The organism is Candidatus Thorarchaeota archaeon, assembly GCA_013388835.1.
Classification (GTDB): Archaea; Asgardarchaeota; Thorarchaeia; order Thorarchaeales; family Thorarchaeaceae; genus JACAEL01.
Window position 1 is genome coordinate 32,801 of the sequence record JACAEL010000012.1, and the last position, 25,162, is coordinate 57,962.

Consider the following 25,162-nt stretch of genomic DNA (forward strand, 5'->3'; position numbering starts at 1 on the left):
ATCCACTGCGTGGTTCTGTGTCTAAGAGTGGCTATTAAGACTCAGGCAGTGGGTTTGTCGGTGATCACATGGACAACACAACCAGAATCACACTCGCACTCTTCGCGCTGATGATTATCGGGGCTGCTATCCCGATGGTCGCAGCGGATGGGAACAGAATCCAGTACAAGCACACTGCAGGTGTAGTGACGCTTGAGACTGACGACCTGTCAATCCGGATTACCGGTGTAGGAGAGGTCCCGCACTTTCACTGGTGGGACCCCAATGCCACGAACACTGACTACCATGTCATGTTCGTCAAGCTCTTCGAGGCCAACGACACCAATGGGGATGGTGCATTCACCAAGGACACCGATAGGATGATTGGCCCACCGTTCGTGCTTCCCACTGCCGACTGGGAGTTCAGTGGCTTCAAGGTGGACGAGATAGACGGCAATGCAACAGCCGTGCACTTCAACTTCACAAGGACTGAGAACTACATTCCAAGACCGGGTGGAGCTGGCGGCGCGTACGGCAGCCTGCCTCATCTTGACCCCTTTGATGTGACTGTCCAGATACGTGTCCACATCGACTTGACCAAGGCCAATGAGATGAAGTTCGACCTGATCATATCTGGGTGGGACTGGACATACGACACCTCACTGCTCGTCTTCCAGTTCACAGTTACTCAGAGTGACCATGGTCAGAACCAGGGCACTCAGAAACCGGGTGGCTTCTACCAGGAGTCGACCAAGTTCAAGTTCGGCAATGGCTACATGGAATATGAGCCCGTAGCTCTGGCAGCCCAGAACCAGATAGAAGTCAAGGCTTCACATGGAGAGGGAACAGGTGCTGAGGCGGGCGAATCAGTCTACCTTGCCTTCGAGAACTTCGGTAACGAGACACTCGTCTACGACCCGACTCTTGGGATCGAGAGCACGGGGAGTGCACTCCCACTTGACGCAAACACGCTCATGGTTGTGGGCGGCGTTGCAGTAGTGATTGCTGTGATAGCCATTGTAAAGCACAGGAGATAGATCACTAGACGGGAGCAGAGGTGTCTTCACCTCCGCTCCTCCTCTCTTTTTCTGTTTCTTTGAGGCACTGTCCGTCCCACCTCAGGACGAGCGGTCTGGAGAAGCGACGAGTTTAAGCGGGGCAACTGCACCCGCCGGAGTAGCACTCCAGGAGCGCAGACAGATGTCAGGACCCGACGAGCTGCAGGACCGCACTATCAACACAATCAGGTTTCTCTCAGCTGATGCCGTCCAGAAGGCGAACTCAGGCCATCCGGGAATGCCCATGGGGGCAGCTGCTATGGCATACGCGCTGTGGACCAGGCATCTTAGGTTCAATCCCAGAGACCCGCTGTGGCCAGACCGGGATAGGTTCATTCTCTCGGGTGGACACGGTTCTATGCTGTTGTACGCTCTTCTCTACCTCACAGGATACGATATCACTCTCGACGACATAGTCAACTTCCGCCAGTGGAACAGCATCACGCCAGGGCACCCGGAGTTCGGCAAGACTCCCGGAGTAGAGGTGACTACAGGACCACTAGGACAGGGACTGGGCAACGCAGTCGGCATGGCAATTGCGGAAGCCCATCTCGCCGCGGTCTTCAACAGAGAAGGTCATCGAGTGGTAGACCACTGTACATACGCCATGGTCACGGACGGGGACCTCATGGAAGGGATATCTTCAGAGGCCGCATCTTTGGCGGGGCATCTCAGACTGGGAAAGCTGATACTGCTCTATGATGACAACAGGATCTCCATTGACGGCAGTACGGAATTGACCTTTACCGAGTCTGTCGCCACACGCTTCGCTGCATTCGGCTGGCATACGGTCACGGTCCCTGACGGAAATGATGTCGATGCGGTTGACGCGGCAATCACGCAGGCCAAGAACGACCCGCGACCTTCGCTCATACTCTGCAGGACACACATAGGATACGGTCTGCCAACGAAACAGGACACGGCAGCCTGTCACGGCGCACCCGCTGGAGAAGAAGAACTGAAAGGCGCCAAACAGCGTCTTGGTTGGCCTACTGACAGACCATTCCATGTGCCGGAGGAAGTCCTGAAGCACATGAGAGAGGTGGGAAAGAAGGGACAAGAGCTGGAGAGAAGATGGAGGGCAATGCTGGACGCCTATAGACGGGACTATCCAGACCTGGCAAGGGAACTTGAGCGAAGACTCTCCGCGACGCTTCCAGAGGGCTGGCAAGCCGACATCCCGGTGTTTCCGACGGATGCGAAGGGACTGGCCACAAGAACGGCGTCAGGCAAGGTAATCAATGCCCTTGCACAGAGGCTCACAGAGTTGATTGGAGGGTCGGCGGACCTCACCGAGTCGAACCAGACATGGATCAAGACAAGTCGCGCCTTCGGTAGGGACTCGTACGATGGACGAAACATCCACTTTGGAGTACGAGAGCATGCAATGGCAGCGATTGTCAATGGCTTGGCGGTCCATGGCGGACTCAGACCTTATTGCGCGACGTTCCTGGTCTTTTCCGACTACATGAGACCGTCCATTCGATTGTCTGCACTCTCGGGCTATCCGTCCATCTGGATATTCACGCATGACAGCATCGGTCTGGGAGAAGACGGTCCCACACACCAGCCCATTGAACATCTGTCATCCCTCCGTGCGATACCCAACCTAGTGGTGATTCGACCAGCGGATGCAAATGAGGTGGCATGGTCATGGAGGGTAGCAATCGAGAGGCGGGATGGTCCCACGCTCATAGCCCTGACACGTCAGAACGTACCCACGCTTGATAGGTCTCTGTACAACGATGCAAAGGGGCTGGTAAGAGGCGCATACATACTCAGGGACTTCGGAAATGGAGAGCCAAGTCTGATCCTGATTGCGTCTGGCTCAGAAGTCGCATTAGTCGTGAAAGCAGCGGAGCAGCTCTATAAGGAGGGAGTCAACACCAGAGTGGTGTCCATGCCCAGCTGGGAGCTGTTTGAGAGACAGGAAGAGGAATACCAAGACAGCGTTCTGCTTCCTCAGGTCACAGCCCGGCTCGCTGTGGAGGCAGGTGTCTCCCAGGGATGGGAGCGATGGACAGGTGAGCTAGGAGATATCATATCGATAGAGAAGTTCGGCAGCTCGGCACCATTCAATGTGCTGTTTGAGAAGTACGGCTACAGCGTGGACAGCATAGTACAGCGCGCCCGGGTGCTACTGGACCGCACCTGAGGACATTGGATTGGTGTCTCCGGGCTTGTGCCAAGGCCCCATTTCACGAACTCGGAACACAAGATACAGCACAGAGCCGGCGGCTCCGGACCAGAGACATATGGCAGATACAGTCTGCGAACTGATGAGCCCAAGGAACGGATTGCCGAGGATTGGAAAGAGAGGATTCATCTCCGGGTATAGGAGGGAGTCCAAGAACACATGCATATAGGCTCCAAGCAGCACTGAGAAGAACAGTCTATGGAAGGATGACACTGAGTGCGGGAGGAGCGTGGATGTTATTGAACTGAGAGGACGCTGCATGAGATAGAGGACCACCGTGGTGACTGTACCAACTGCAGTTGCACCTAGATATGTGTGAGCGAGTCCGTGAAGTGGAAGTGGCCAGTTGAGAGTTATCACCAGGAGTGGCTCTACATCGAGAATCACACTGCCAATGAGGAGTCCGGTCAGGTCAAGCACTGAGAAGAGACAGAGACCAACAAGGAGTCCAGGGCCGAGGTGATATGGAGTGAATGGCATTCGAGGATTCCTCAGGCAATTGTGATGAGCTGGATCAATCTATGCTATTCGGTCGAAGGATTCTTCAACAGCTCGTCACCATGCACCGCTCAAGCGTGTGGAGCGCAGACCGTAATGAATCGAGGCGACCTATCGGGATGAGAAGACCATGAATACTGAGAGTACTCAGGAGGCAGGAACAGCTGTGAGACATCATTTGCAGGCAGTCCTAATGGCAGTCTTTGTCACAGTCCTCTGGTCCTCCTCTTGGGTGATAATCAAGTTCGGTCTGACTGTGATGCCACCGATGGTCTTCTCTGGTCTACGATATACGATTGCATCCATCATACTGATGCTGTGGATTGTGAACAACGAGAGTCTGCGTGTTCAAGTCACTGCCAGCAAAGGTAGTCGTTTCTGGGCGATGGTGGTTCTATATGGCATCGTGTTCGTCGGAGTCACACAGGGCGCTCAATATGTGGGACTCAGGTATCTTCAGGCAGTGACAGTATCAATGCTTCTCAACATGACACCGGTTGTAGTTCTTGTCATGGGGGCGGTGAAGCTTGGCGAACGGCCATCCGCGCTGCAGATATTGACTGTCCTAATCGCAGTCCTTGGAGTACTAGTCTACTTCTACCCGGTGGAGATAGACTTCACTGAGACACTAGCAATCGTCGTGGTGGTCATGGGGGTGTTGGCCAACGCAATGTCGTCCGTAATGGGGCGGAAGATTAACGAGAAGCGCACCGTATCGCCCACTGTCGTGACAGGAGTCAGCATGCTTGTGGGAGGACCGTTGTTGCTCCTAGTAGGGCTTGCGACTGAAGGAACTATCACGCTGAGTCCGTATTCATGGACTGCCGTGCTCTGGCTGGCGGTTGCCAATACTGCAATTGCATTTAGTATATGGAACCGGGCGATGCAAGCTCTGAGGGCCGTAGACATCGCAATGATAAACAGCATGATGCTCCCACAGATTGCCGTTCTCTCAGTGATATTCCTAGGAGAGTGGCCTGACGTGGCTGAGTGGATAGGGCTTGGCGTCTTGGCAATAAGTGTCCTTGTGCTTCAACTCAGTCAAGCAAGGAAACTCAGTAGTTCACTCACAGATGGCACGATTCATAAGGAGGATATACACTAGGACACACACCACATAGAGGAGAAGTGATACGACACATGGCGTCACAGGAACTCATAGAGATGCTCAACAGAGCGGTGTCCATGGAACTTCAGGTCAGCATTCAGTACATGTGGCAGCATGTCAAGGTGTACGGCTTCAATCACATTCCGATTGCAGAAGAGCTCAGAAAGATTGCAATCGAGGAGATGAAACACGCAGAGAGCATATCCGAGCGCATCGACTACCTTGGAGGAGACCCCACAACCAAGCCCGCCGAGATAACTCTGGGAAAGAAACCCCGTGAGATGATAGAGATTGACATGAAGGCGGAAGAGGGAGCGATTGCATTCTACAAGCAGATCATAGAGAAGGCAATGCATGAGAAGGACTATGTGACTTGGGAGCTGTTCCAAGACATACTGAGCGACGAAGAAGACCACCACTATGTCTTTCGCACGCTTCTTGAAGACTGACACTTCCACCGCCCCACAAGAGATGAAGACGAGACCAGCGAATAGATGACAGACCACTCGCCAATGCTTAAGTGTCACGGGACCGATGCGGCCTGTGGTGCTGGCACGAATGAGACGAGATGTGTCTGTGGTCCTAGCAGGAGCAGCAGGACAGGGTATCGAGACTGTGGGTGGCATGTTGTCCACAGTCCTCAAGGACTCTGGGAACAATGTCTTCACGACCAGAGAGTTCATGTCGCGCATCAGGGGCGGTACAAACACGCTGCAGGTAAGAGTGTCGTCACACAGGGTTGCAGCGTATTGCCTCAGGACAGACATTGCAGTGCCGCTTGACAGGACGGCCATCCCGCATCTGGCAAAGTACTCACGGCTTCAGGAATCAACTGCAATAGTCGGAGAAGCGGAGGCGGTTCCGGAGGAGTACCAGAGGCGTGACAGAGTCCACTTGGTCGAGTTCACACAGATGGCGAGGGAGCTTGGGAGCAAGGTCTACTCCAATACGATAGCTGCAGGAGTCATCCTGACACTGTTCAATGCCGATAGAGATGCGGGAAGAGCATACTTGACGGAGCGGTTTGCAGCCAAGGGCCCAGAGGTGGTTCAGAAGAATCTGGAGGCCTATGAGAGAGGAGTCATGGTTGGAAAGCGACTGACAAGTGAAGGCCTCATTTTTCAGATCGACAGGGAGGAGTCGGTCAAGGAAGAACTGATACTGAGTGGTACCGACGCGGTATCATTGGGCGCGATTGCAGGCGGATGCAACTTTGTGTCCTCATATCCGATGTCACCATCAACTGGTGTGCTGACATTCTTGGCACAACGGTCGCAGGAGTTCGGGATAGTGGTAGACCAAGCTGAGGATGAGATAGCTGCAATCAACAAGGGCATTGGGGCATGGTATGCTGGCGCCAGAGCGATAGTCACAACATCTGGAGGTGGATTTGCCCTGATGAACGAAGGACTCAGTCTCGCAGGTATGACCGAGACGCCCATTGTGATACATCTTGCGCAGCGACCCGGACCCGCGACCGGACTGCCCACTAGGACCGAGCAGGGAGACTTGAAACACTTTCTCAATGCAGGCCATGGGGAGTTTGCCAGAGCCGCCTTTGCACCGGGCACTCTTCATGATGCGTTTCATCTGACGCGTCGCGCCTTTGATCTCGCGGACAGGTATCAAGTCCCAGTGGCCATCCTCACAGACCAGTTCCTGCTTGACTCCTCATGGAATGTGCCGATGATTGACCTCTCCGATATGAGTACGGAGAAGCACTTGGTTGAGACCGATGATGCATATCGGAGGTACAGACTGACCCACGACGGGGTGTCTCCCAGAGGGGTGCCAGGCCACGGGGCTGGGCTGGTCGTCGTTGACAGTGACGAGCACGATGAGGACGGACACATCACAGAAGACCTTCGTGTCAGGTCAGAGATGGTCAGGAAGAGACTGCACAGGAAGATGGAACTCCTACGCCGGGACTCGCTACCGCCGGAGGTCTCTGGAGCGAAGAAACCAGATAGACTGATCATAGCATGGGGATCCAACTATCACGTCATGCGTGAGGCGCTTGAGATCTCAGGGAGGACAGACACGGGACTGCTACACTTCAGACAGGTCTACCCTCTCCACGAGAGCGTGGCGGGGATGCTTGGTGATGCAGACGAAGTGATGATAGCAGAGAACAATGCGACCTCGCAGTTCGCGGCGGTCATACATCTTGAGACCGGCGTCAGAGTTCCTGACAGCAACAGACTACTGAAGTACGACGGCATGCCATTCTCAGTGGAGGAGGTAGTGGGCTTTCTCAACAGATAGGAGTTGACCGGAATGGAGTCGAAGGAATTTGACATAATGGACCGCGTGAACTACGACATTGCTTGGTGTCCGGGCTGTGGTAACTATCAGATACGTACAGTCATGATGCAGGCACTTGCAGAGCTGGGCCTGAGACCGCAGGAAGTCGTACTAGTGTCAGGTATTGGTCAGGCTGCAAAGATGCCCCACTACATCAGAGTCAATGTCTTCAATGGCCTTCACGGGAGGTCGTTGCCACCCGCAGCAGCGATTAAGGCATCCAATCCGCATCTGACCGTGATAGCCGAGAGTGGAGACGGCTGTATGTACGGTGAAGGAGGAAACCATCTGGTTCACACAATACTGCGTAATCCGGACATAACTGCCATCGTCCACGACAACATGGTCTACGGCCTCACGAAGGGACAGGCGTCTCCTACGAGCAGGAGGGGCACACCATCACCCCTCCATCCCGCGGACCGTCAGGGCGTCACAAGCGAGCCCCTCAATCCTCTTGCGCTGGCGATATCGCTCAATGCCTCATTTGTTGCTAGGGCCTTCATCGGCGACCAAGAACAGACGAAGGACATCCTCAAGAAGGCGATACGGCACCGGGGCTTCGCGCTAGTTGATGTGTTTCAGCCCTGTGTCACCTACAACAAGGTCAACACCTTCCGATGGTTCAAGGACAACACTTACTATCTGCCCGACTCCTACGACCCCACAGACCGCGTTTCTGCATTCCAGAAGGCGATTGAGAGAGAGAGACTGCCACTCGGTGTTCTGTATGTCAGTCCTGACCGACCGACTTTCGAGGAGGAGTCGGGAGTGTATGACACGGACAGGAGGCCTCTGTTTCAGAGAGAGGTGGACTGGAAGAAGCTGGAAGCCCTGATTTGCTCCATGAAGAGTGCCACATAGAAGACTCGTATGGTCCACCGAGGTCAACGACGGAGAGCCAGCAGACCAGACCAGTTCCCCAGTGCTTGGACTGCCTGTTCTCTAATGTGTCCGACTACTCTGCGAGTCCTGTCATCGGTACAGGTGTTGAGTTCCATGTCACACCTGCGAATGAGGTCACGGAGGTGCTTCGTCGGCTGCTTGGCTCGCTCTCCCCAGTCCCACACACTGCACCAGCGTCTTCCCAGATCTGAACCGTAACTTGAAACCGCCTTAGCCCTGTTCTCAGGAGTGACAATCGTTGCAGGATGCAACCAGGGCATGTCGGTCCCGTTGGAGTCGACGCCGAACACCGCATTTGAGAGAAAGACGCAGATGGGCACCCCGGTCCGCTCCCTGACGCGTCTCAGTCTAATGACTCCAGTGACACCACCGGCAATCGAGTATACTAGGATGGCTCTAGTGTCAGGAGCCCGTTCCAGCGTGACACTGATTATCTTCTCAATTGTGCCGCCCGTGGCAATAGTGTCGCCTATGAGGACCAGTGGGCTAGATGGCATCGCTTCGAAGTTCTTGTACGCCAGTTCTGTCGCCCAGCCGGTGGGAGTGTGCCTCCTTCTGGCGCCGACGAAGCATCTGTTGGGGGTCTCCCCGAACACGCTCTCGAATGCCTCAGCAAGTCCGTAGTAGAGCGCCCCTGCCATAGGCACGACTTCTGTGATGGTCTCGACTTTCGAGTCGCGAAAGACCTCGCAGGTCTCGTAGGCAACACGAAGAAAGTCCACACTGCTCTGGCGAGCTAGCACAGCCAATGAACCTCCAACCAACCAGGGCTCCAATAGAATTCGAAGCGCGCTCTGCGACTCCAGAATGTAAGTATCAGTTGGAAAGAGACTGCAGTCCACTCTCAGGACACGACATGGCAGGGCCTTGCGGAAGACCATCTCATGAAGCGTGACTGGTGCACCTATCGGCGACTCGTTCATGTGACGGAGTCTGCCGCCGTGAGACCTTATCTACTTACTCTACATTACAGTCGCACCACATACAAGTCTGACATCACTGCATGACTCCGGATGCTGCAGACTGAGAATGAGCACTGAATGAGAGGTAATGAGTATAGAGGCACATATTCTCCCTCTGTATAGTCCCAGCAGGTCACGCCTACACCTGGATACAGTGAGAGTCAATCTGTTAGTCAACGAGTTGCGCGGTCAATAGGAGCGTAGTATAGTGACATTCATCGTGAGGCCTGTCCACGTCGAGAGATGCATCTCATGCTTCTCGTGCGTCTTTGCCTGTTCTCGTCGCACAGGGCACGTCGACTTGGGTCATGCAGCTCTGCGTATCAAGACGACACCGCCGCCCATAGCGGGAGGGTCGGGCGGCAACTTTGTCATAGTGATGTGTAGGGCGTGTAAGGAGCCAGTCTGCCTTGGGGCGTGCGAATACGATGCGATGAAACCGAGGCCAGGGGGAGGAGTGATCATTAACAGCCAGAAGTGCGTTGGCTGTGGCAAGTGCGCAGATGCATGCCCACTCAGCGCGATATTCATCGACTCGGCAAGGCAGAAGGCGGTGGTGTGCGTTCACTGCGGCGAGTGCGTCGAATGGTGCCCACATAAGATTCTGGTCAAGGAGGAGGTGGGCAAGCAGTGACGGGACGGGTACTCCACATCGACCTCTCGGCTCGGACGAGTCATGTGCAGGACCGAGAGGAGCTGTTCCAGAAGTGGATTGGAGGCGTAGGCGTGGCCAGCCAGCTCCTACTCGAGAACTGCCCCCCGGGGACCGCATATGCAGACTCCCCAATCATCCTTGCCACAGGGCCATTCAACATGTACTACCCCTGCTGTGCGAAGACCGTGGCCATGTTCAAGTCACCGCTCACAGGCGACTTGGGAGAGAGCTACGCTGGGGGAAAGCTGAGCATGGGAATGCGGTTGGCAGGACATGACGCAGTGATAATCACAGGGAGACTCAGCCAGCCGCACTACCTACTCATTCAAGATGACCATGTCGAGTTTAGAGATGCTCATGCGCTCTGGGGGCTGTCAGCTCGTGCTACGGGACGCATACTGAAGGAGAAGGCACCGGGAGAGGGAAGACGCAGCATACTCCGCATCGGTGTCGCGGGAGAGAACCAAGTACGGTATGCCATGGTAGTAGTGGACACAGTGCGTCACTTTGGGCGACTCGGACTTGGTTGTGTCATGGGCGCCAAGATGCTGAAGGGGATTGTGATCACTGGCACGCACAGCTATGTGGTCCCATCGGTAAAGGACTACAGAGAGATGTACAGGCGCGTGTACGACCTTGTACTCAAGACGGGGCGTATGGACAAGTACGACATCCTCGGCACTTCTAAGAACGTCCTCGCACTGAATGAGCTCCGTGGGCTTCCCACCCGCAACTTCAGCTCTTCTCACTTCGAGGGGGCAGAAGGCATATCCGGAGAGCGCTTTGCAGACGAGGTGCTGGTCGGCAAGCACTCGTGTGTGCCGTGCCCGATTGGCTGTATCCACATCGGAATGCTTCGAGTCCAGTTTGACCCGCAGCGTCGTGACTATGGGACCGTCTATGTGCCCTACGACTACGAACCCATCTTCGCACTCGGCTCGAATCTGGGCATAGGTAACACTTCGGACTTGCTCCAGCTCATCGAGAGAGCTGACATGCTTGGACTCGATGCCATGAGTGTCGGGGGCGTATTGGGCTGGGCGACGGAGGCCTTCAACAAGGGCGTGATCACAGCAAGAGACCTTGCGGGACTATCACCACGCTGGGGAGATGTAGAGGACTTCCTCAAAATGATGGACTATATCGCTTCACCGCCTAACGAGTTCTACACGGTCGCTGGTCGAGGTGTGAAGGCACTCGGAGATAGATACGGAGGCAGCGAGTTTGCAGTGCATTTCAATGGCAACGAAGCGGCTGGCTATCACACAGGTCCTGCCAGTCTGGTTGGGCAACTTGCCGGACTCCGCCACAGTCACCTAGACAATGCAGGCTACAGTCTAGATGAGAAGGCTCTGGCCAGTCCCATGACGCCCACACAGATTGGGCAGGCAATTGCAAAGGAGGACAACTGGCGCGCCATACTCAACTCGCTGGTCATATGTCTCTTCGCTCGGCCGGTCTTCACACCGGATGTCGTGATTGATTCCTTCAGGGCTATTGGCCAAGAGCGGACTCTTGAGGAGCTGAGCAGAGTGGCAGAGTTGACCTTCGAGGCAAGGATGCGGTTCAAGGTGCAGCAGGGCTTCGACATCAGCAGACTTGAGCCCCCACCACGGCTTCTGGAACGACTGTCACCTCACGGACACATAGACAAGAAGGATGTGACAGAGGCCATAGGCGCATGGCAGAAGGCACACAAGATGGCGTAGGTGTAACCGAGGTCAGCCTGGGCGTAATGGTCCCGTCAGTGCTGCTCATTCAAGAGGAGAGGAGAACAGAATGCGCTCAGAGAGTCCTAAACCACAGCAGGCCACTCGATGTGAGCAGGACTCCGCAGTGAAGCAGTAACGCTAGTGACTGTTTCCTGTGACGGAGGGGCCCGTCTACGACACACATGACAATGCTGGAGCCGGTTGTTAGTGGTGTATGTGCAGTTGCTCATGGCTTAAGAACTGACCACTTCACTGTGTCGATGACTGAGGTTGACTGCCGGGGTTGACTAACGCCATACACAGACTCTACGAAGGGACCAGTCGTACTTGATGCGTCACGGGAATCTCGCCTCTGTAGGCGGAAGTACAGCAGGGATATGGTCAGCAAGTACGACACGTAAGTCACTACCTCGAGCGCAGATGGATTCCCATTGTAGCCGAAGAGGGCCTTTAGGAAGAGCCCAATCATGCCATTTTCATGTAGTGGGTGATAGCTGCCGTCCGGCAGTGCTGGCGGATTGATGTCCCATATCTCGACAGGCCCAATCAATAGCAGACCAGCCTCCTGTAGCTCGTGGACCCCATAGGCAATCATACCTGAAGCAAACAGGACCAGAAACAGCGAGGTCCACCTGAAGAAGGCCTGTATGTCTATTCGCAATGAGCCATGGTACAGACCAATCCCAACTGCTCCAGCAACCGTGAGCCCGATTGCAGAGCCACTTACCGCTTGCAGAGGGTCTTGAATGAGCAATGCCATTATGAATAGCACAAGTTCGACACCTTCTCTGAATACAAGTGTGAATGCCAGAAGAGTGAGCCCAATCACATTCCGACGGCTCACCTGCACTCCCAGAGACCTCTGAATCTCAAACGACATCCTGGGACCAGACAACCACATCCACGCTATCATCGTGGTGAGAAGTATAGCGGCGACGAGTAGCGCGAGTCCCTCAAATATGTTCAGAGATAGTCCCTCAAGGGATCCCCAGACGAACACAAGAACAAGAGCAACTCCGAGACTCGATAGTACTGCAGTGCCTGTACCAAGAAACACGTATCGGGCAAGATCAAGCTTTCCAGTTCTCCGTAGATACGAGAACATGATGGCCAGAATCAGGGCCGCCTCAATGCCCTCTCGAACGGAGATTATTGCCGGACCAATGAACAAGCTGATCTACCTCCATCATTCTCATACTGTCATGCACTATGGTTAACTCCATTTGGCCTAATAACGCTGCAGATATGGCAACCTGCTTACTGCCGGGCGCGGTCCTCAGAGCAGATGCTTAGTTCATCACTGGGTGCACAGAGGGGACGGCTCTAGTACCGCTCCAAGTGACCGGGACGCCCTGAAGAGACCATGAGAGGCTCAACGGATAGCTGAACACAGTCTGACTCGATTCCAATCGAGTGAGTCTTCGAGATAGGCGACCTGCCAGCGTATCAGCATCAGAGCCGGATTGGGTTGGGTCCGATCTTTCGGATCTCTGCAGCAAACTTGGTGACTTCAGATGCGAACTTGTCCCCTTCGGCTGCGGAAACGAAGACCATCTTCACTCGGTCCTCGTTCATCCCAAGTTGTCCAATGAGTTTTCGTGCAAACCTTACTCGACGTTCTGCACCCAGGTTCCCCGTCTTGTATGCACAGTCGCCCGGGTGGCAACCTACGACCAGGACCCCGTCTGCCCCCTCTTGCAACGCCTTCAGGATGAAGTTGATGTCTAGACGAGCGGTGCAAGGCATGCGTATTATCCGGCTACTCACATCGTACTGCAGTTTCATTGTGCCAGCTAGATCGGAGGCAGCGTACATACATTGCATGCAGCCCAGTACTATGATGTTCATATCCTTAGGGGGCATTTCCTTCGTTACCTCGTTCTCAAACGGGAGTGTCAGGTCGGATAGGTCGATATATCCTTTGGGAAAGTGGAACGGGCCATGAAACCAATGTCGCGTACTGCAAGAGCTGCTGAGGACTTGAACACTTCTATGCTGCTCAACCACGGCTTCAGTTCATCAGGATTCGCTTCGTGAATGGCCCAGTTGACATCCTCTTGTACAAGAGACATGAGTACAGATGTGCATAGTTGGTGTTCAGCGACATGATAAGTCGAGATAACAACATGGTCACTCATGTGATGGTATCCGGAGTGACTGAGGACAATCCGGCAGACTGGTCTTCTTGCGTTCCGAGCATGTATTGAAGAGTGTCTATCCCCGTCGTCCCATGTCCTATGCATCCGAGGATGAGTGCCCGATGAAACGTAGCACAGGACACACATAGCGGATGCAATCCTAGCGTGTAATGACATCGACACGAGCAAGTTGGCAATGTATGCGCGGCCATTGGATGCCGAGATGAGCATGATCATCGCCTCCTCCTAGTCAGACCAGTGACATCGTGGGGGGATGAGCCTGTGGGCAAGCGGTCCTACTCCAGCCCGTAGAATAGACGGAGAGAGAGATAGTAGTATGGACGGAGGGCAATCTCCGCGTGGCAGTAGAGTCCGTCAAGGTCTACTGGTATGCTGCCTGTGCAGCACTCGAGCGGTCCGAGATAGGTTGTTGTGTCAACAGCCAATACCAAGAGTAGTCCGCTCCAATCATCATGCTCGGAAACTCCGAGCGACACCAATAATGCTAGCCAGACGGACCATTTGTCCATGAGACTGAAGTATGGGATAGACATGCCAATCCCACCTGTAGAGGGCAGAGTGGACGCTCGGAAGGTTGTGGACTGGATGGTGTTGGCTGAGGAGGCGGGATGGGACGGTTTTTCAGTCTGGGACCATCTGGTACTTGACTTTGGAGGGCCCCTTGAAACATACGACCCGTGGATTATCAGGTCTGCTGCAGCCGCGGTCACGAAGAGAATCAGGATTGTCGCCAACGTCACCCCTCTGCCTCGTAGACGACCTTGGAAGGTGGCCCGGGAAGCGGTCACGCTGGACCATCTGTCACAAGGACGCTTCACTTTGGGCGTCGGTCTCGGTAATCCTCCTTCCGAGTATGAGGCATTTGGGGAGGTCTCTGACGCCCGGGTGCGCGCAAAGAAGCTTGATGAGAGTCTGGACATAATAACAGGCCTCTGGAAAGGAGAGGCCTTCTCTTACGAAGGAGAGCATTTCAGGTTGAAAGATGTGACGTTTGTTCCTCGTCCGATTCAACAACCAAGGATACCAATATGGGTTGGGGGTATGTGGCCTAATAGGGCCCCCTTCATCCGAGCAGCAAAATACGATGGTGTCGTGCCCGGAAGAAACTGGCCCGATGTGCTGACACCTTCAGATCTGAAGACAATCCTCGAACTGATTGAGGCTCGCAGAACCACTCTCAGTGGCTTTGATGTTGCGGTGGGGGGGATTACTTCGGGAGAGAATAGAGGACGGGACGAGAACACTCTGAGCCCTTGGATAGAGGCGGGAGCGACTTGGTGGTTCGAGGAGATCAATGCAGTCCGCGACAAGACTGAGGAACTGGAGGAGAGAATACGACATGGCCCTCCTGATGTCTGACCCGGAAGCCGTATTGCACTATGGGCTCAGATGGAGTGCCGGCGCAGTCATGCAGCAGCCAACCTCGGAACCATGATCAGGAAGACTGCAGTCGCAGTCCGGTCTTCTGCTGGGCCGTCAAGTGATGAAGCGCGGTTCGGAGTCGGTCTTCGCTTACCTCGCCGTATCGTCGACTGCACCGAGATTTTAACGGGATGACTTGAAACCAAGATTGAGCTACCAGCTAGGAGCAGATATCTGAGGTCGCCTTGGACTTCATTGGGATGTAGTATACCGATTCCGACTGCACTTCTCGTCTAATCCGAGTAGTACACTCATATATCGGCCTTGAAGTGAGTGATTGAACGCTCATGACTGAAGACACAAGTGAGATTGCCTATTGTGGTATCTATTGCGCAGAGTGTCCGTCCAAGACGGGAGTCATTGCGGACCTTGCAAGAGACCTGCGGAAGGCTCTGAGGGACTACCGCTATGACAGGATTGCCGAGTCAGTCAAATCAATCCCGTTCTTTGAGTCGTTCAAGCACTACTCCGAGGCCTACGAGTTCCTAGGTGGTCTGGTCAAGATGCGGTGCAAGAACGGTTGCAAGGGGGGAGGCGGACCACCATTCTGTAAGATGCGGAAGTGCTGCATCGAGAAGGAAATCTCTGGTTGCTGGGAGTGCGAGGACTCCCAGACATGTGACAAGCTGGACTTCCTGAAGCCATCACACGGTGACGCTCACAGGAAGAACCTCAGAACACTACGGAGAAGCGGAGTGAGCGCATTTCTGGAGGGACCAAGACACTGGTACGTGAAGTCCAAGGATGAGTGACAACGACCGCACTCACTGCTTCACGTACCAAGACGGACCTATGTCGGCACGTCATCCAAGAGACGCTTTTCGCCCTCAATCTTCTTGATTGGAGCGATGTCCTGTGATACTTCAAGGCAACCGAGGTACTTGCCCGCCTTATCACGAACCGCAAAGTACCGGATGTGGATGAACCGCTCCTGAAGATGAATCCAGAACTCGGCAACATTCCTCTTCCCCTCTCGGAAGTCTTGCAGTATCCTGTTGACCACATGTACGCTCTTCTGAGGATGACAGGCCTGGACGCTACGTCCAATCACTGCTCTCGAACGCACGAATACTCGTTCCGGGGACTCGCTGAAGTATCGGACTTTGTCTTCATGGTCTACGAACGTGATGTCCACGGGCAACGTGTTGAGCATGGCTTGAAGAACCTGGACCGGCAGACTCCCGCTCTCAAAGACCACTGTGCCCTCGGAGACTGCAGCCATTGCGTCACCCGGTCTGGCTGACTGACCACGCTTGGGTGAGAAGAAGGAGTAGCCGACATCCTCGAACTCTCTGCTGACCAGAGTCCACTCTTCTGCGGTGAACAGCTTCAGAGAGGTTGGAAAGAGGATGTTGTTCTCCTTGTAGAAGTGACTATTGAGGAGGTCATACAGTGCGGAGGCAGCAGCGGACATGGACCCGGCCCGGGCAGGTATTTCTGCATCAACCTCTGGTACGGTCTCATAGAGAGACTTCTCGGTCGCTCGGATCTGGTCGTGTTCCATCCACATCACCTTGGGAGGCTCTGTGATCCCATGTTTCTCCAGTAATGGAAAGAGGACATTCTCCTCACGCAGGTAGTGGGAAGCAGACTCCTTGAAGTGCCGAATCAGTAGACGAATCCTCGCGGTAATCTCAGCGCTAGGCTTCAGGTCACCATTGCTGATAGCTCCGGTCAGCGACTTCAGGTCCGCAGCGGCGCCCAGCAGAATGCTGTGTTCATCCATGAGCGTCCGAATCGGGTGGCCCTCAGGTGCGACTTGCCGCTGACTGTCCAGTGACTGGCGTAGCACAGAGAGGTGTACCTCACACAGTCGCTGGACCTCCTCTCTCGGCATCCCGTCTCGAATCAGCTCCTCTTCGGCCTGTGCAACCTCCACTGCGCTGACTCCTCTAATCACCTCGGCGAACTGCTTCTTGACCTCGTCCGGATGCGCACCTTCATGCAGTCTCATTATGACCTTCTTGATCTCAGTCTTCTTGTCTGGTGTCATGTCAATCACTCTACTTAACGTGCGTTAGCTACCGACCAGTGCCAACCAATCGTACTAATTACCTTTTGGGAGCGTTCACTTGCGCCGTGCCTGTCAGTCAGGCCAGCTCCTCGTCATCGGCCTTCCAAGCGGGACTGACGATGCAGAGAAAGACAAGAGGGACCGTGTCGGTGTTCTCGATGAATTGTCTTGCGCCGGGAGGAATGTAGACACAGTCATTTGCTGTCACAGATGCGGTCTCTTCGTCGATGTGCATGATTCCAGAGCCCCTGATGATGTAGTAGACCTCCGAAGAGGTCTTGATCCTGTGAGGGAATGTGGCCCTTCCGGGTTCCACTACCGCATGTGCAAGACTGTAGTCAAGGTGAAGAACAGCGCATTCATGTCGCGGATTGAGTAGCTCACGCAACTTGGTGTTGTCAATGGCCGTTATCTCTCGCTGTTCTGCGAAGCGCTTCAGCAGCAAGTCAGTTGTCTCCGTGGCTTGGCTGGACTGCAATAGACTGAGTAGACCATGCTTATGAGTCCTACTTCTGGCAGTTCGGACAGATGTAGCTGGTTGTGCTCCCTATTCGTATCTCCTCAATGAGTGTGCCGCATGCGGGACAGGGCTTCCCGGTCCTGTAGCCAACCTGGAGATGCTCGGCATACCTGCCGGGGTTCCCCCACACATCCTGTTCCCCGGGTCCGCCTCCGTATCTTACGCCTTCGCCAAGCACGAACCGAATTGCCCGGTGTAGTCGCGACACTTCCTCGTCGGTCAGTGTATATGCTGGCCGGTCAGGGCGAAGTCGAGCGTACCACAGTATGTCTTGAACGTATACATTGCCTATCCCTGCAATGAATCTCTGGTCAAGGAGGTAGGACTTGACACGCCCCCTCTTGCGCTTGAGCATCGTGGCAAGTCGTTCGACGGTAAAGGCGTCATCCAGCGGCTCCGGTCCGAGTTCGGAGATCTGCGGATGTTGACCTAGTTGTTCGGTCTTCATCGCATGCACATGACCAAACCACCAGAAGTGTATCCAGACTTGGCGTCCATCATCCAACCGGAACACAACCTTCTCGCGACGGGAGTCTGGCACATCCAGTTCCGCATGAACCCGGACCTCACCGCCCATTCCAAGGTTAATGGCCAACACGCGGTCGCCTCTCAAGTCACAGATCAACCACTTCCCACGTTGGTACACGTGTTCCACGCAGGTCCCTTCTATGAGGTGGCGGAATCGCTGAGGAGTGGTGTTGAGGACTCTTGGTTGGTTGACACTGACCTGTACGATGGTCCTGCCGACAAGCGCCTCATTCATACTCCGTGCCAAGATGAGGATGTCTGGAAGTTCGGGCATTCGACACAGGGAAAGAAGTCAGGCACATTAGTCTCACCAATGGCGCAGTCTACTGCGGCTCCGCCTTCCTCGCTCGCCACATCCAGACTGCGGGTGCCAACAGCCCGATGATGGCAAGATTGAGGATGGTGAAGCTGGTTATCCCGACCTGGACTATGTCACCCCAACCTGTTGCAGCAGCCAACAACCGATTGACATACGCACCAACTCGACTCAGGATGACAAACAATACGAGTGTTATTGACACGATTGGGGTCACGTTCACTCTCTCCGCATTCTTCGCCACCGTCGTGGAGAGACCGTAGACCATCAGGAGGAGCTGAAGGACCAGGTCTGCGATAGTGAATCGTGAATCGGTGATGTTGGTCAGACGAAAGGTGTAGTAAAGCCCTATGAGGAACAGAACGAGTGTCATCATGGTTGTCTGCTCGGGGCCCGTCCCCTTCTTGCGGAGGAGCACTGTGAAGATCGGTAGTATCACTATGCCAAGAGGAAACATGAGTAGCACGATTTGCTGGCTGATGTCGAGTTGTCCCAGCCCTAGAAGCATGTAGACTCCGCCAAAGGTGAGGATAGCAAACAGCCAGAACAACAGAAACAACAACCAGTTTGGCTGATGTCTCGGTCCGAGCTTGTCATGAGTGCTCCGTCCGATGTTCCATCCCAACAGGACGGTGAAGTAGGCTGTGATTGTAGCATCACAGAAGGTCAGAGCAGCGCCGACAGGTGGTCCGACCAACGCGGACAGCGGGCCCAATACCATGAACAGCACCACTAGGACGACTGCAAGCAGAACCTGAAGCGTGGTGCGTCGCGGCCCTTCGAGAAACAGCAAGCGGGTGCTGGGAACGAGCGATATCACAACAAGCGAGACCATGAAGTATTGAAATGACACAACAACTGATACTCCAACGCCCTCAATGGGGTCTGTGATGTTAGGGTCAAGTTCCCCGCGTATCGCAATCCATGCCGTGATGATGAAGATGGCAAGCAGTGATAGGACGAAGCTAAGGTTGTACCGGCGGTCGGTGATGAGTGTTTTCAGACCATTCACGAACAGCATTTGTGAGACCCCGTCTAGTCTAGTCTAGTCTGGACGCACTGACATCACACCAATATGACTCTGATTTGGGCAGACTGTGGATGTCAGAAGTCAGGTGGCTTCTCGCTATACCACTTGGGAGTCTTCTCCATTGCAGGATGATATCCGTCGAGTACATGCCTTCCAAGAATCAGCCGCTGGATCTCACTCGTCCCCTCGTATATCTGATACAGCTTGGCATCCCTGAAGAGTTTCTCCAAGGGATACTGGTCTATGTAGCCGTAACCACCATGAATCTGGACTGCCTCACTGGTAATCCACATGGCTGCATCAGTTGCATACGCCTTTGCTACGCTGGCTGGCACAGTAGAGTCATCGGTGTTGTCAGCAGCCCATGCGGCCTTCAGGTACAGAGCGCGGGCAGCTTCAAGGCGGATGTACATGTCTGCAAGCTTGAACTGGATGACCTCAAATGACCGCAGCTTGCTTCCAAAGGCCTCCCTCTTGTTCACGTAGTCCCGCGCATACTCCATTGCGGCCCGACCAAGACCAGTGGCAAAGGCTGCGATTGCAGGGCGGGTCTTCGCGAACGTCGACATCGCAATCGGGAATCCCATGCGCTCGGAGCCGAGCAGATTCTCCTCCGGGACTCTCGCATCCCGAAACATGACCGAAGATGTCACAGAGGCACGGTGTCCCATCTTTTCCACAGGTCGACCCGTCTTCACCCCGGGGGTGTCAGCATCAACAATGAACGCGCATAACGCCTTGTGTCGCTGACTCGGGTCAAGACTTGCAAACACCGTGAAGTAGTCCGCATGAGGCGCGTTTGTAATCCAGAACTTGCTTCCATTCAAGACATAGTGGCTGCCGTCCTTCTTCACCCGAGTCTGAATCCCTGCCACATCGCTCCCCATTCCCGGTTCAGAACACGCGAACGAAGCGAACTTCAGCTCCTCGGTCAGGGGTCGCAGGTACTTCTCCTTCTGCTCACTGTTTCCAGCAAGAAGGATTGGCTCAATGCCCAGACTATTGACGTAGATACTCGTAGTCATGCCAGCACACCCGGCAGCCAGCTCCTCTACAACGATACACTGCTCCATGGTACCGAGTCCGGCACCCCCGTACTCTTTGGGAATGGCCAGATTCATCAGACCTTGTGCCCAGCATTCTCGTATGATGGGGAGCGGAAACTCGCCCGTCTTATCGTAGTAGTGGGCGAATGGAATCATGTATTGCTGCGCGAATTCTCTTGCCTTCTTCTGAAGCGCAAGCTGTTCATCGGTCAGAGTGAAGTCGATCACTGTCATGCCTCGAGGAATCGGTAGAGAATACAGCACACTTCGACGCTATATCACCGTTGTGAGCTGGCAAGCACAACAGTTCCAATCATCTTGTCTCAGCGGTCATGTGCCGCACTACCTCAGGCAGACTCCACTTCAACTCGAGTGTGAGAGCTCCATTCTCCGGTCCGGGGCATCTCCTCACACAGGTCCGGCAAGCAACACAGAGCCACAGGTCAACCTCCACCCGACCGAAGCCCGGTGAGTCCTTCTTCAGTACAATCTGCCCCACAGGACGACTGACTGCCAGACCACGGAGTGTATTGTAGAGGAGTGCACGATTTGTGGGCAGCTTCTGGACTGAACTCTCTGGAATTCTGAAGATCTCCTCCAAGTCAATCTTCGGTCGGAGGAAGATGGCGTCCTCCGGACAGGACAGCTCACAGGACTTGCAACCAAGACACTTCGACTGGTCCCAGTTGATTGTGCCAAAGCCTAGGAGAGGTGCATAGCCCATCATGTCTCGGTACTCGTCAAGCACGGACGGTACGTCGATGTCAATCAGGTCATCGATTGTCACTTTTGGTCGCGTGCTTGGGATTCGTGCCCGAGTCCGATAGGCCATTGCCACAGCAGTCTTCGCCTTGTCCTCCACTTCCTGCAGGATGGCCTCAGCGACTGGCGAGCCACCGACTCTCACACGGGCCAGTTTGTCGCGGGCTCTTGAGAAGACCTCTAGAGAGTTTGCAAGTCTGCCGATGTCCTGCGGCTTCAGGTCCTGGAGGATTCTACTCAGTTCACTCTTGGCCTCCGCCAGCTGTAGAGCAATCTCTGATACCACCTTGAGTGTCACTTCGGACTCCGAGGGTACGCGAGGCACATCGTACAGCACATAGCCATGCGTCTCGCCCACAGTGGTGAGGAGCTCGTCGCGTTTCATCCTCAGAAGATGACTGAGGACACGGTTCTGGGGTATCCTTGACTTCTCAGCCAAGTCCTTCGCGGACATGGCACCATGTTCCCGTATTAGCAGGAGTATGATGCCGCGCTCGATCTCATTGTCGAGATAAGTGTCCATGATGCGCTTGTACACGTCAGGGTCCAGCTTCTCACCGTAGGCATTAGTTCCCGTCACAAGATGGGGGCCCTTCTCAAGGGCAATCTTCAGCCTGAAGCGAGCAAAGGCCTCAAGACCAGCTGACACGAGAAGACGAAGCTCTTCCGACTTGTCTGATGTCTTGGCTTTCAGGAGCGACTCCGTGACTGAGCCCACCAGTTCCCTGAGCCTGTTCACCGGCTCGGACAGCTTCGTCTCGTCGTACTCGCTGAGCAGCTGAAGTCGTCCGTGGACACGCTCTAGTCGTTCCAGCACCACCTTGACCGTATTCGATGACTCTCCCTCAAGAGAACGAACCATTCCCCTCAACTGCTGCAGGATTCCTTTTACGACCATTGTGGTCTGGGGAGGTGTCGCAAGCACCGCAGCAAAGACCGGTGCACCACCATTAAGACCGACCATTTCCACCTCGCTTCTCTGAATCATGCTCACTATTGCCGACTGTATCTCCTTTGGTGTGGTCTCAATCAGACTGGCAAGCTGCGGCACCGTCTTCGAGCCAGTACTACCTAGAGTGAGCAGAATCATACCACGGTACAGCTCTTGCAGGAGGTTCCTTGTCACCAGCCGTTTGAACTCGGCCTCATCGATTCGTCCCTCTCTCTTCCCACGCTTCAGCTGGGCTGCGACCCTGAGGAATGGTCCATATCGAGTCTTGTTGCCAATCTTCTGCAGAGACTCCAAGGCCTCGTCAGGGTCCCCTTCCAGTGTTGAGAGCATCTGGGCGACAGAACTCGCCATCTGCTTGACATCTGAGAGAGCCGCCTCCGACGCGGACCTTGCGTTCTCCTCGTAGGCTGATACAGTTGCCTCGATCTGTTGGACGAGAGCAGGTAGCTGTTGCAACACCTCGGTCACATCGATACGCGACTCCGACGTGCTCGGGCCTTCACCCTGGGCCATCGCCTCCAGAGTGGAGGCTAGAAGCGCCCGCAGACCAGAGACTCCGCTGAGTCTCGACACCTCGTCGGCTCTCTGAAGCTTCAGTACTGCCTCTCTGATGAGTGCTCTATCGGAAATGCCATTGACTAGTCCTGTCCGCTGAACAGCATTGAGCAAGTCCTCAAAGTACGCGTCAGGAAACGACAGTATGCTCTCGACAATCGGAGAGATACTGGCCTTCAGCGAGGCTATCTCCTCGTTGACTCTACTGAGTGGTATGGCGGCCTCTTCTTTCAGTCCCCCGAGAGAGAGAATCATGTCCAGCATGCGCCGCCTCTTCGGGGCCATCTCCCGGTCATCGTACATCTCTGCGATCAATTTGATGCCTCCATCCACTTCCCTGCAGTGCCTCTGTGCACAGGTGTAGGACCTAGCTCCTTCGCCCGTCTGGTCATCTCCTGAACCGCGCGTATGAATCGTTCGGGCTCTGCACTGAACATCCGGAACATCTCCACTCGCAGACCCTCCCAACCTATCGCATTCAAGATGTCCTTTGCAACATCCACCTGTGCTTGAGCTATCTCATTGCCGGTCCCTCCGATGTGACACCGGTCGGTTTCACAGGCGGCAATCATTACGGTGCTCGCACCATATTCGAACGCCTTCAATATGTCAATGATGCTGACGCGTCCCGCACAAGGCACAGGGATTAGGCGAGTACTGGCGGGATACTTCATACGCCGAGTGCCAACAATGTCAATTGTCGAGACCGAACACTCTTCACAGTGGAAGCACAAAGTGATGGGGTTCTCTGCGCCAGCGCCATCCAAGGTGGACTGAATCTGGGACCACAGCTGCTCGTTCGTCAGGAAGTTCAGTTGCGTGGCACCAGACGGACAGAGGCTCTGACAGACCCCACACGCGTGGCAGTTGAGCGTGTCAATTGAGGCCTTGAACAGCAACTTCTGTTCTGCGCTTGCCTCTTCCGCCTCCTTCTGCTCGATCATCAGTGGTACGCCGCGCGGACACTGTTGTGCGCACAGACTGCAGCCCACACACTCGTCGACGTTGAGTACCGCGCCCCTAGCTAACCGCTCAATCGCGCCATCCTGCAGCTCGTTGTGAATCATGAGAGCGCCTGCTTGTGCATCGGTCACCGCCTCAAAGACAAACTGTGGCCTGGTCACCGCGCCCACTGCAACAACACCCCTTCTGCGGGTCTCAGTCCGCCTCAGCTTACCGTAGAGCTCCTTCACATGGCCGTCATACTCGACTGCAAAGCCCAGGGTCTCTGAGAGCTCGGACACCCCGTCAGGAGGTAGAATGGCTGAAGACAGCACCACGAGGTCTGGTGAGACCTCGAAGTACTTGTTCAAGAGTGAGTCATAGAAACGGACGCGAGTTCGACCTCCGGCCTCCCACACCGCACCAACTCGGCCCCGGATGTAGTCCACTCCTTTCTCGCGTGACTCCTTGTATATCATCTCGTTCTCAAATGGAACGCGGATGTCCATGTAGATGACTCGGACATGAACGCTTGGGTCCGCCTTGACTATCTCAAGGGCGTTGTCAATGGCGAATGTGCAGCAGAGCTTGCTACAGTCCCGTTTGTGATCCTCGGACCTGCTACCCACACACTGGACCATTACGACCTCCTTTACGGGTCCGCCGTCCGACCTGCGTGACAGATGCCCCTCTGAGAGCATTGTCGAGAGCTCAAACTGCGTCACCACATCGGGATTCACGCCATACCGGTACTCGTCCATCCCCTCAGGTTTGAACTCCTTGAAGCCCATTGCGAGGACTATGGCAGATGTGTCGATATCATACTCCTCGCCCGACTCGGAGACACAGTGTACAGTGAATGCCCCCATCTCACCCTTCACGAACTTGACCTGTGTCTTCGTCTTGATGGTGATGTTCTCTGAGGACTTGAGCCGCTCCATTCTGCTCTTCAGCAGTTCTTGTCCGGGTATTCCCGTTGGTGCAACCACAGGAAGACGTACGACGTGCCCACCGAGATGTCCCTCCTTTTCAATCAAGGTCACCTTGTACCCCAGTCCGGACAGACAGAGCGCAGACTCGATTCCAGCGATGCCGCCACCAATCACAGTCACATGTTTCGGGACGGTCTTGTGTTCTTTCGTCAGTGGTTTTGAACGCACCGAGAGAGCAAGCGTGCCTCGAATCATGTCAAGGGACTTGCTAGTGGCCTCATTGGGATCTGGGTGTACCCATGCAGAGTGCTCTCGGATGTTCACGTACTGAATCTGAGAGGGGTCCAGTCCGTTCGAGAGCAGATAGGCATCAATGCGGGGTTTGATCTTCTGACTAGTGCATGCTGCGATTACCAGCCGCTCCTGCCCTCCTGCGACGAGCGACTTGATTCGCTCAAGACCGACTTCTTGACACAGCAGGTCATGTACCTCGACGCCTCCGGCGAACTCGTATCCGGACACCTCCCGCTTCATATCATCAAAGTCAAGACCCAGGGTATTCCCACAGGTACACAGTAGCACGACAGGCTTCTCTGTGGTCATCTCAA

General features: G+C 54.7%; 23 protein-coding genes. 10 read left to right on the plus strand and 13 right to left on the minus strand.

Annotation, left to right across the window (positions count from 1 at the left end; all coding sequences use genetic code 11):
- The first annotated feature begins 68 nt into the window (after positions 1-68).
- Both HXY34_01780 and tkt read left to right on the plus strand, forming a co-directional pair.
- A complete protein-coding gene (locus HXY34_01780) occupies positions 69-1,016 on the plus strand; it encodes a hypothetical protein (GenBank protein NWF94851.1) in 948 nt (315 codons plus the stop codon).
- 163 nt (positions 1,017-1,179) lie between these two features.
- On the plus strand, positions 1,180-3,192 hold the full coding sequence (gene tkt / locus HXY34_01785) for a transketolase (protein ID NWF94852.1): 2,013 nt from the start codon (positions 1,180-1,182) through the stop codon (positions 3,190-3,192).
- On the opposite strand, the gene HXY34_01790 is transcribed toward tkt, so the two are convergent.
- Positions 3,175-3,714 carry a hypothetical protein gene (locus HXY34_01790; protein ID NWF94853.1) on the minus strand — a complete coding sequence of 180 codons (540 nt, stop codon included), beginning with the start codon at positions 3,712-3,714 and terminating at the stop codon, positions 3,175-3,177. The two genes, tkt and HXY34_01790, sit on opposite strands and share 18 nt — an antisense overlap.
- A 148-nt stretch (positions 3,715-3,862) precedes the next feature.
- On the opposite strand from HXY34_01790, the gene HXY34_01795 reads away from it, so the two are divergent.
- The 4 genes from HXY34_01795 (at position 3,863) to HXY34_01810 (ending at position 8,005) form a co-directional block, all read left to right on the plus strand.
- On the plus strand, positions 3,863-4,837 hold the full coding sequence (locus HXY34_01795) for an EamA family transporter (protein NWF94854.1): 975 nt from the start codon (positions 3,863-3,865) through the stop codon (positions 4,835-4,837).
- Between the two features lie 35 nt (positions 4,838-4,872).
- On the plus strand, positions 4,873-5,289 hold the full coding sequence (locus HXY34_01800) for a ferritin (GenBank protein ID NWF94855.1): 417 nt from the start codon (positions 4,873-4,875) through the stop codon (positions 5,287-5,289).
- Between the two features lie 85 nt (positions 5,290-5,374).
- Positions 5,375-7,105: a 2-oxoacid:acceptor oxidoreductase subunit alpha gene (locus tag HXY34_01805; protein ID NWF94856.1), complete on the plus strand. Its 1,731-nt coding sequence runs from the start codon at positions 5,375-5,377 to the stop codon at positions 7,103-7,105.
- A gap of 12 nt (positions 7,106-7,117) precedes the next feature.
- On the plus strand, positions 7,118-8,005 hold the full coding sequence (locus HXY34_01810; GenBank protein NWF94857.1) for a 2-oxoacid ferredoxin oxidoreductase: 888 nt from the start codon (positions 7,118-7,120) through the stop codon (positions 8,003-8,005).
- A gap of 23 nt (positions 8,006-8,028) precedes the next feature.
- Here HXY34_01810 and HXY34_01815 read toward each other — a convergent pair whose 3' ends face one another.
- Positions 8,029-8,970 (minus strand): hypothetical protein, encoded by a 942-nt coding sequence (locus HXY34_01815; GenBank protein NWF94858.1) that lies wholly within the window; start codon positions 8,968-8,970, stop codon positions 8,029-8,031.
- 247 nt (positions 8,971-9,217) lie between these two features.
- On the opposite strand from HXY34_01815, the gene HXY34_01820 reads away from it, so the two are divergent.
- Complete coding sequence (locus tag HXY34_01820; GenBank protein ID NWF94859.1) at positions 9,218-9,643, plus strand: 4Fe-4S dicluster domain-containing protein; 426 nt, start codon at positions 9,218-9,220, stop codon at positions 9,641-9,643.
- Positions 9,640-11,373 (plus strand): aldehyde:ferredoxin oxidoreductase, encoded by a 1,734-nt coding sequence (locus tag HXY34_01825; protein NWF94860.1) that lies wholly within the window; start codon positions 9,640-9,642, stop codon positions 11,371-11,373. Before HXY34_01820 ends, HXY34_01825 begins: the two co-directional genes overlap by 4 nt.
- A gap of 229 nt (positions 11,374-11,602) precedes the next feature.
- Here HXY34_01825 and HXY34_01830 read toward each other — a convergent pair whose 3' ends face one another.
- The 4 genes from HXY34_01830 to HXY34_01845 form a co-directional block, all read right to left on the minus strand.
- On the minus strand, positions 11,603-12,547 hold the full coding sequence (locus tag HXY34_01830) for an FTR1 family protein (GenBank protein ID NWF94861.1): 945 nt from the start codon (positions 12,545-12,547) through the stop codon (positions 11,603-11,605).
- 281 nt (positions 12,548-12,828) lie between these two features.
- Positions 12,829-13,224 carry a hydrogenase iron-sulfur subunit gene (locus HXY34_01835; protein NWF94862.1) on the minus strand — a complete coding sequence of 132 codons (396 nt, stop codon included), beginning with the start codon at positions 13,222-13,224 and terminating at the stop codon, positions 12,829-12,831.
- A gap of 47 nt (positions 13,225-13,271) precedes the next feature.
- Positions 13,272-13,448: a hypothetical protein gene (locus HXY34_01840; protein NWF94863.1), complete on the minus strand. Its 177-nt coding sequence runs from the start codon at positions 13,446-13,448 to the stop codon at positions 13,272-13,274.
- A gap of 362 nt (positions 13,449-13,810) precedes the next feature.
- On the minus strand, positions 13,811-14,068 hold the full coding sequence (locus tag HXY34_01845) for a hypothetical protein (protein NWF94864.1): 258 nt from the start codon (positions 14,066-14,068) through the stop codon (positions 13,811-13,813).
- On the opposite strand from HXY34_01845, the gene HXY34_01850 reads away from it, so the two are divergent.
- Complete coding sequence (locus tag HXY34_01850; GenBank protein NWF94865.1) at positions 14,043-14,894, plus strand: LLM class flavin-dependent oxidoreductase; 852 nt, start codon at positions 14,043-14,045, stop codon at positions 14,892-14,894. The genes HXY34_01845 and HXY34_01850 overlap by 26 nt on opposite strands.
- Before the next feature lie 350 nt (positions 14,895-15,244).
- A complete protein-coding gene (locus HXY34_01855; GenBank protein NWF94866.1) occupies positions 15,245-15,709 on the plus strand; it encodes a DUF3795 domain-containing protein in 465 nt (154 codons plus the stop codon).
- 38 nt (positions 15,710-15,747) lie between these two features.
- Here HXY34_01855 and HXY34_01860 read toward each other — a convergent pair whose 3' ends face one another.
- From HXY34_01860 to HXY34_01890, 7 genes are all read right to left on the minus strand, one after another.
- Positions 15,748-16,950, minus strand: coding sequence for a DUF438 domain-containing protein (locus HXY34_01860; protein NWF94867.1), 1,203 nt, complete (start codon positions 16,948-16,950; stop codon positions 15,748-15,750).
- A gap of 97 nt (positions 16,951-17,047) precedes the next feature.
- A complete protein-coding gene (locus tag HXY34_01865) occupies positions 17,048-17,416 on the minus strand; it encodes a cupin domain-containing protein (protein ID NWF94868.1) in 369 nt (122 codons plus the stop codon).
- Between the two features lie 61 nt (positions 17,417-17,477).
- Positions 17,478-18,293, minus strand: a complete 816-nt coding sequence (mutM, locus tag HXY34_01870) for a bifunctional DNA-formamidopyrimidine glycosylase/DNA-(apurinic or apyrimidinic site) lyase (GenBank protein ID NWF94869.1) — start codon at positions 18,291-18,293, stop codon at positions 17,478-17,480.
- Between the two features lie 49 nt (positions 18,294-18,342).
- Positions 18,343-19,356 carry a hypothetical protein gene (locus HXY34_01875; protein ID NWF94870.1) on the minus strand — a complete coding sequence of 338 codons (1,014 nt, stop codon included), beginning with the start codon at positions 19,354-19,356 and terminating at the stop codon, positions 18,343-18,345.
- An 83-nt stretch (positions 19,357-19,439) separates the two neighbouring features.
- Positions 19,440-20,645: an acyl-CoA dehydrogenase family protein gene (locus HXY34_01880; protein ID NWF94871.1), complete on the minus strand. Its 1,206-nt coding sequence runs from the start codon at positions 20,643-20,645 to the stop codon at positions 19,440-19,442.
- A 79-nt stretch (positions 20,646-20,724) separates the two neighbouring features.
- The gene (locus HXY34_01885; protein NWF94872.1) at positions 20,725-22,995 is read right to left on the minus strand and encodes a 4Fe-4S dicluster domain-containing protein; all 2,271 of its coding nucleotides are present in this window, start codon (positions 22,993-22,995) and stop codon (positions 20,725-20,727) included.
- A complete protein-coding gene (locus tag HXY34_01890; GenBank protein ID NWF94873.1) occupies positions 22,992-25,157 on the minus strand; it encodes a hydrogenase iron-sulfur subunit in 2,166 nt (721 codons plus the stop codon). The genes HXY34_01885 and HXY34_01890 overlap by 4 nt, the downstream gene beginning before the upstream one ends.
- Positions 25,158-25,162: the final 5 nt, after the last annotated feature.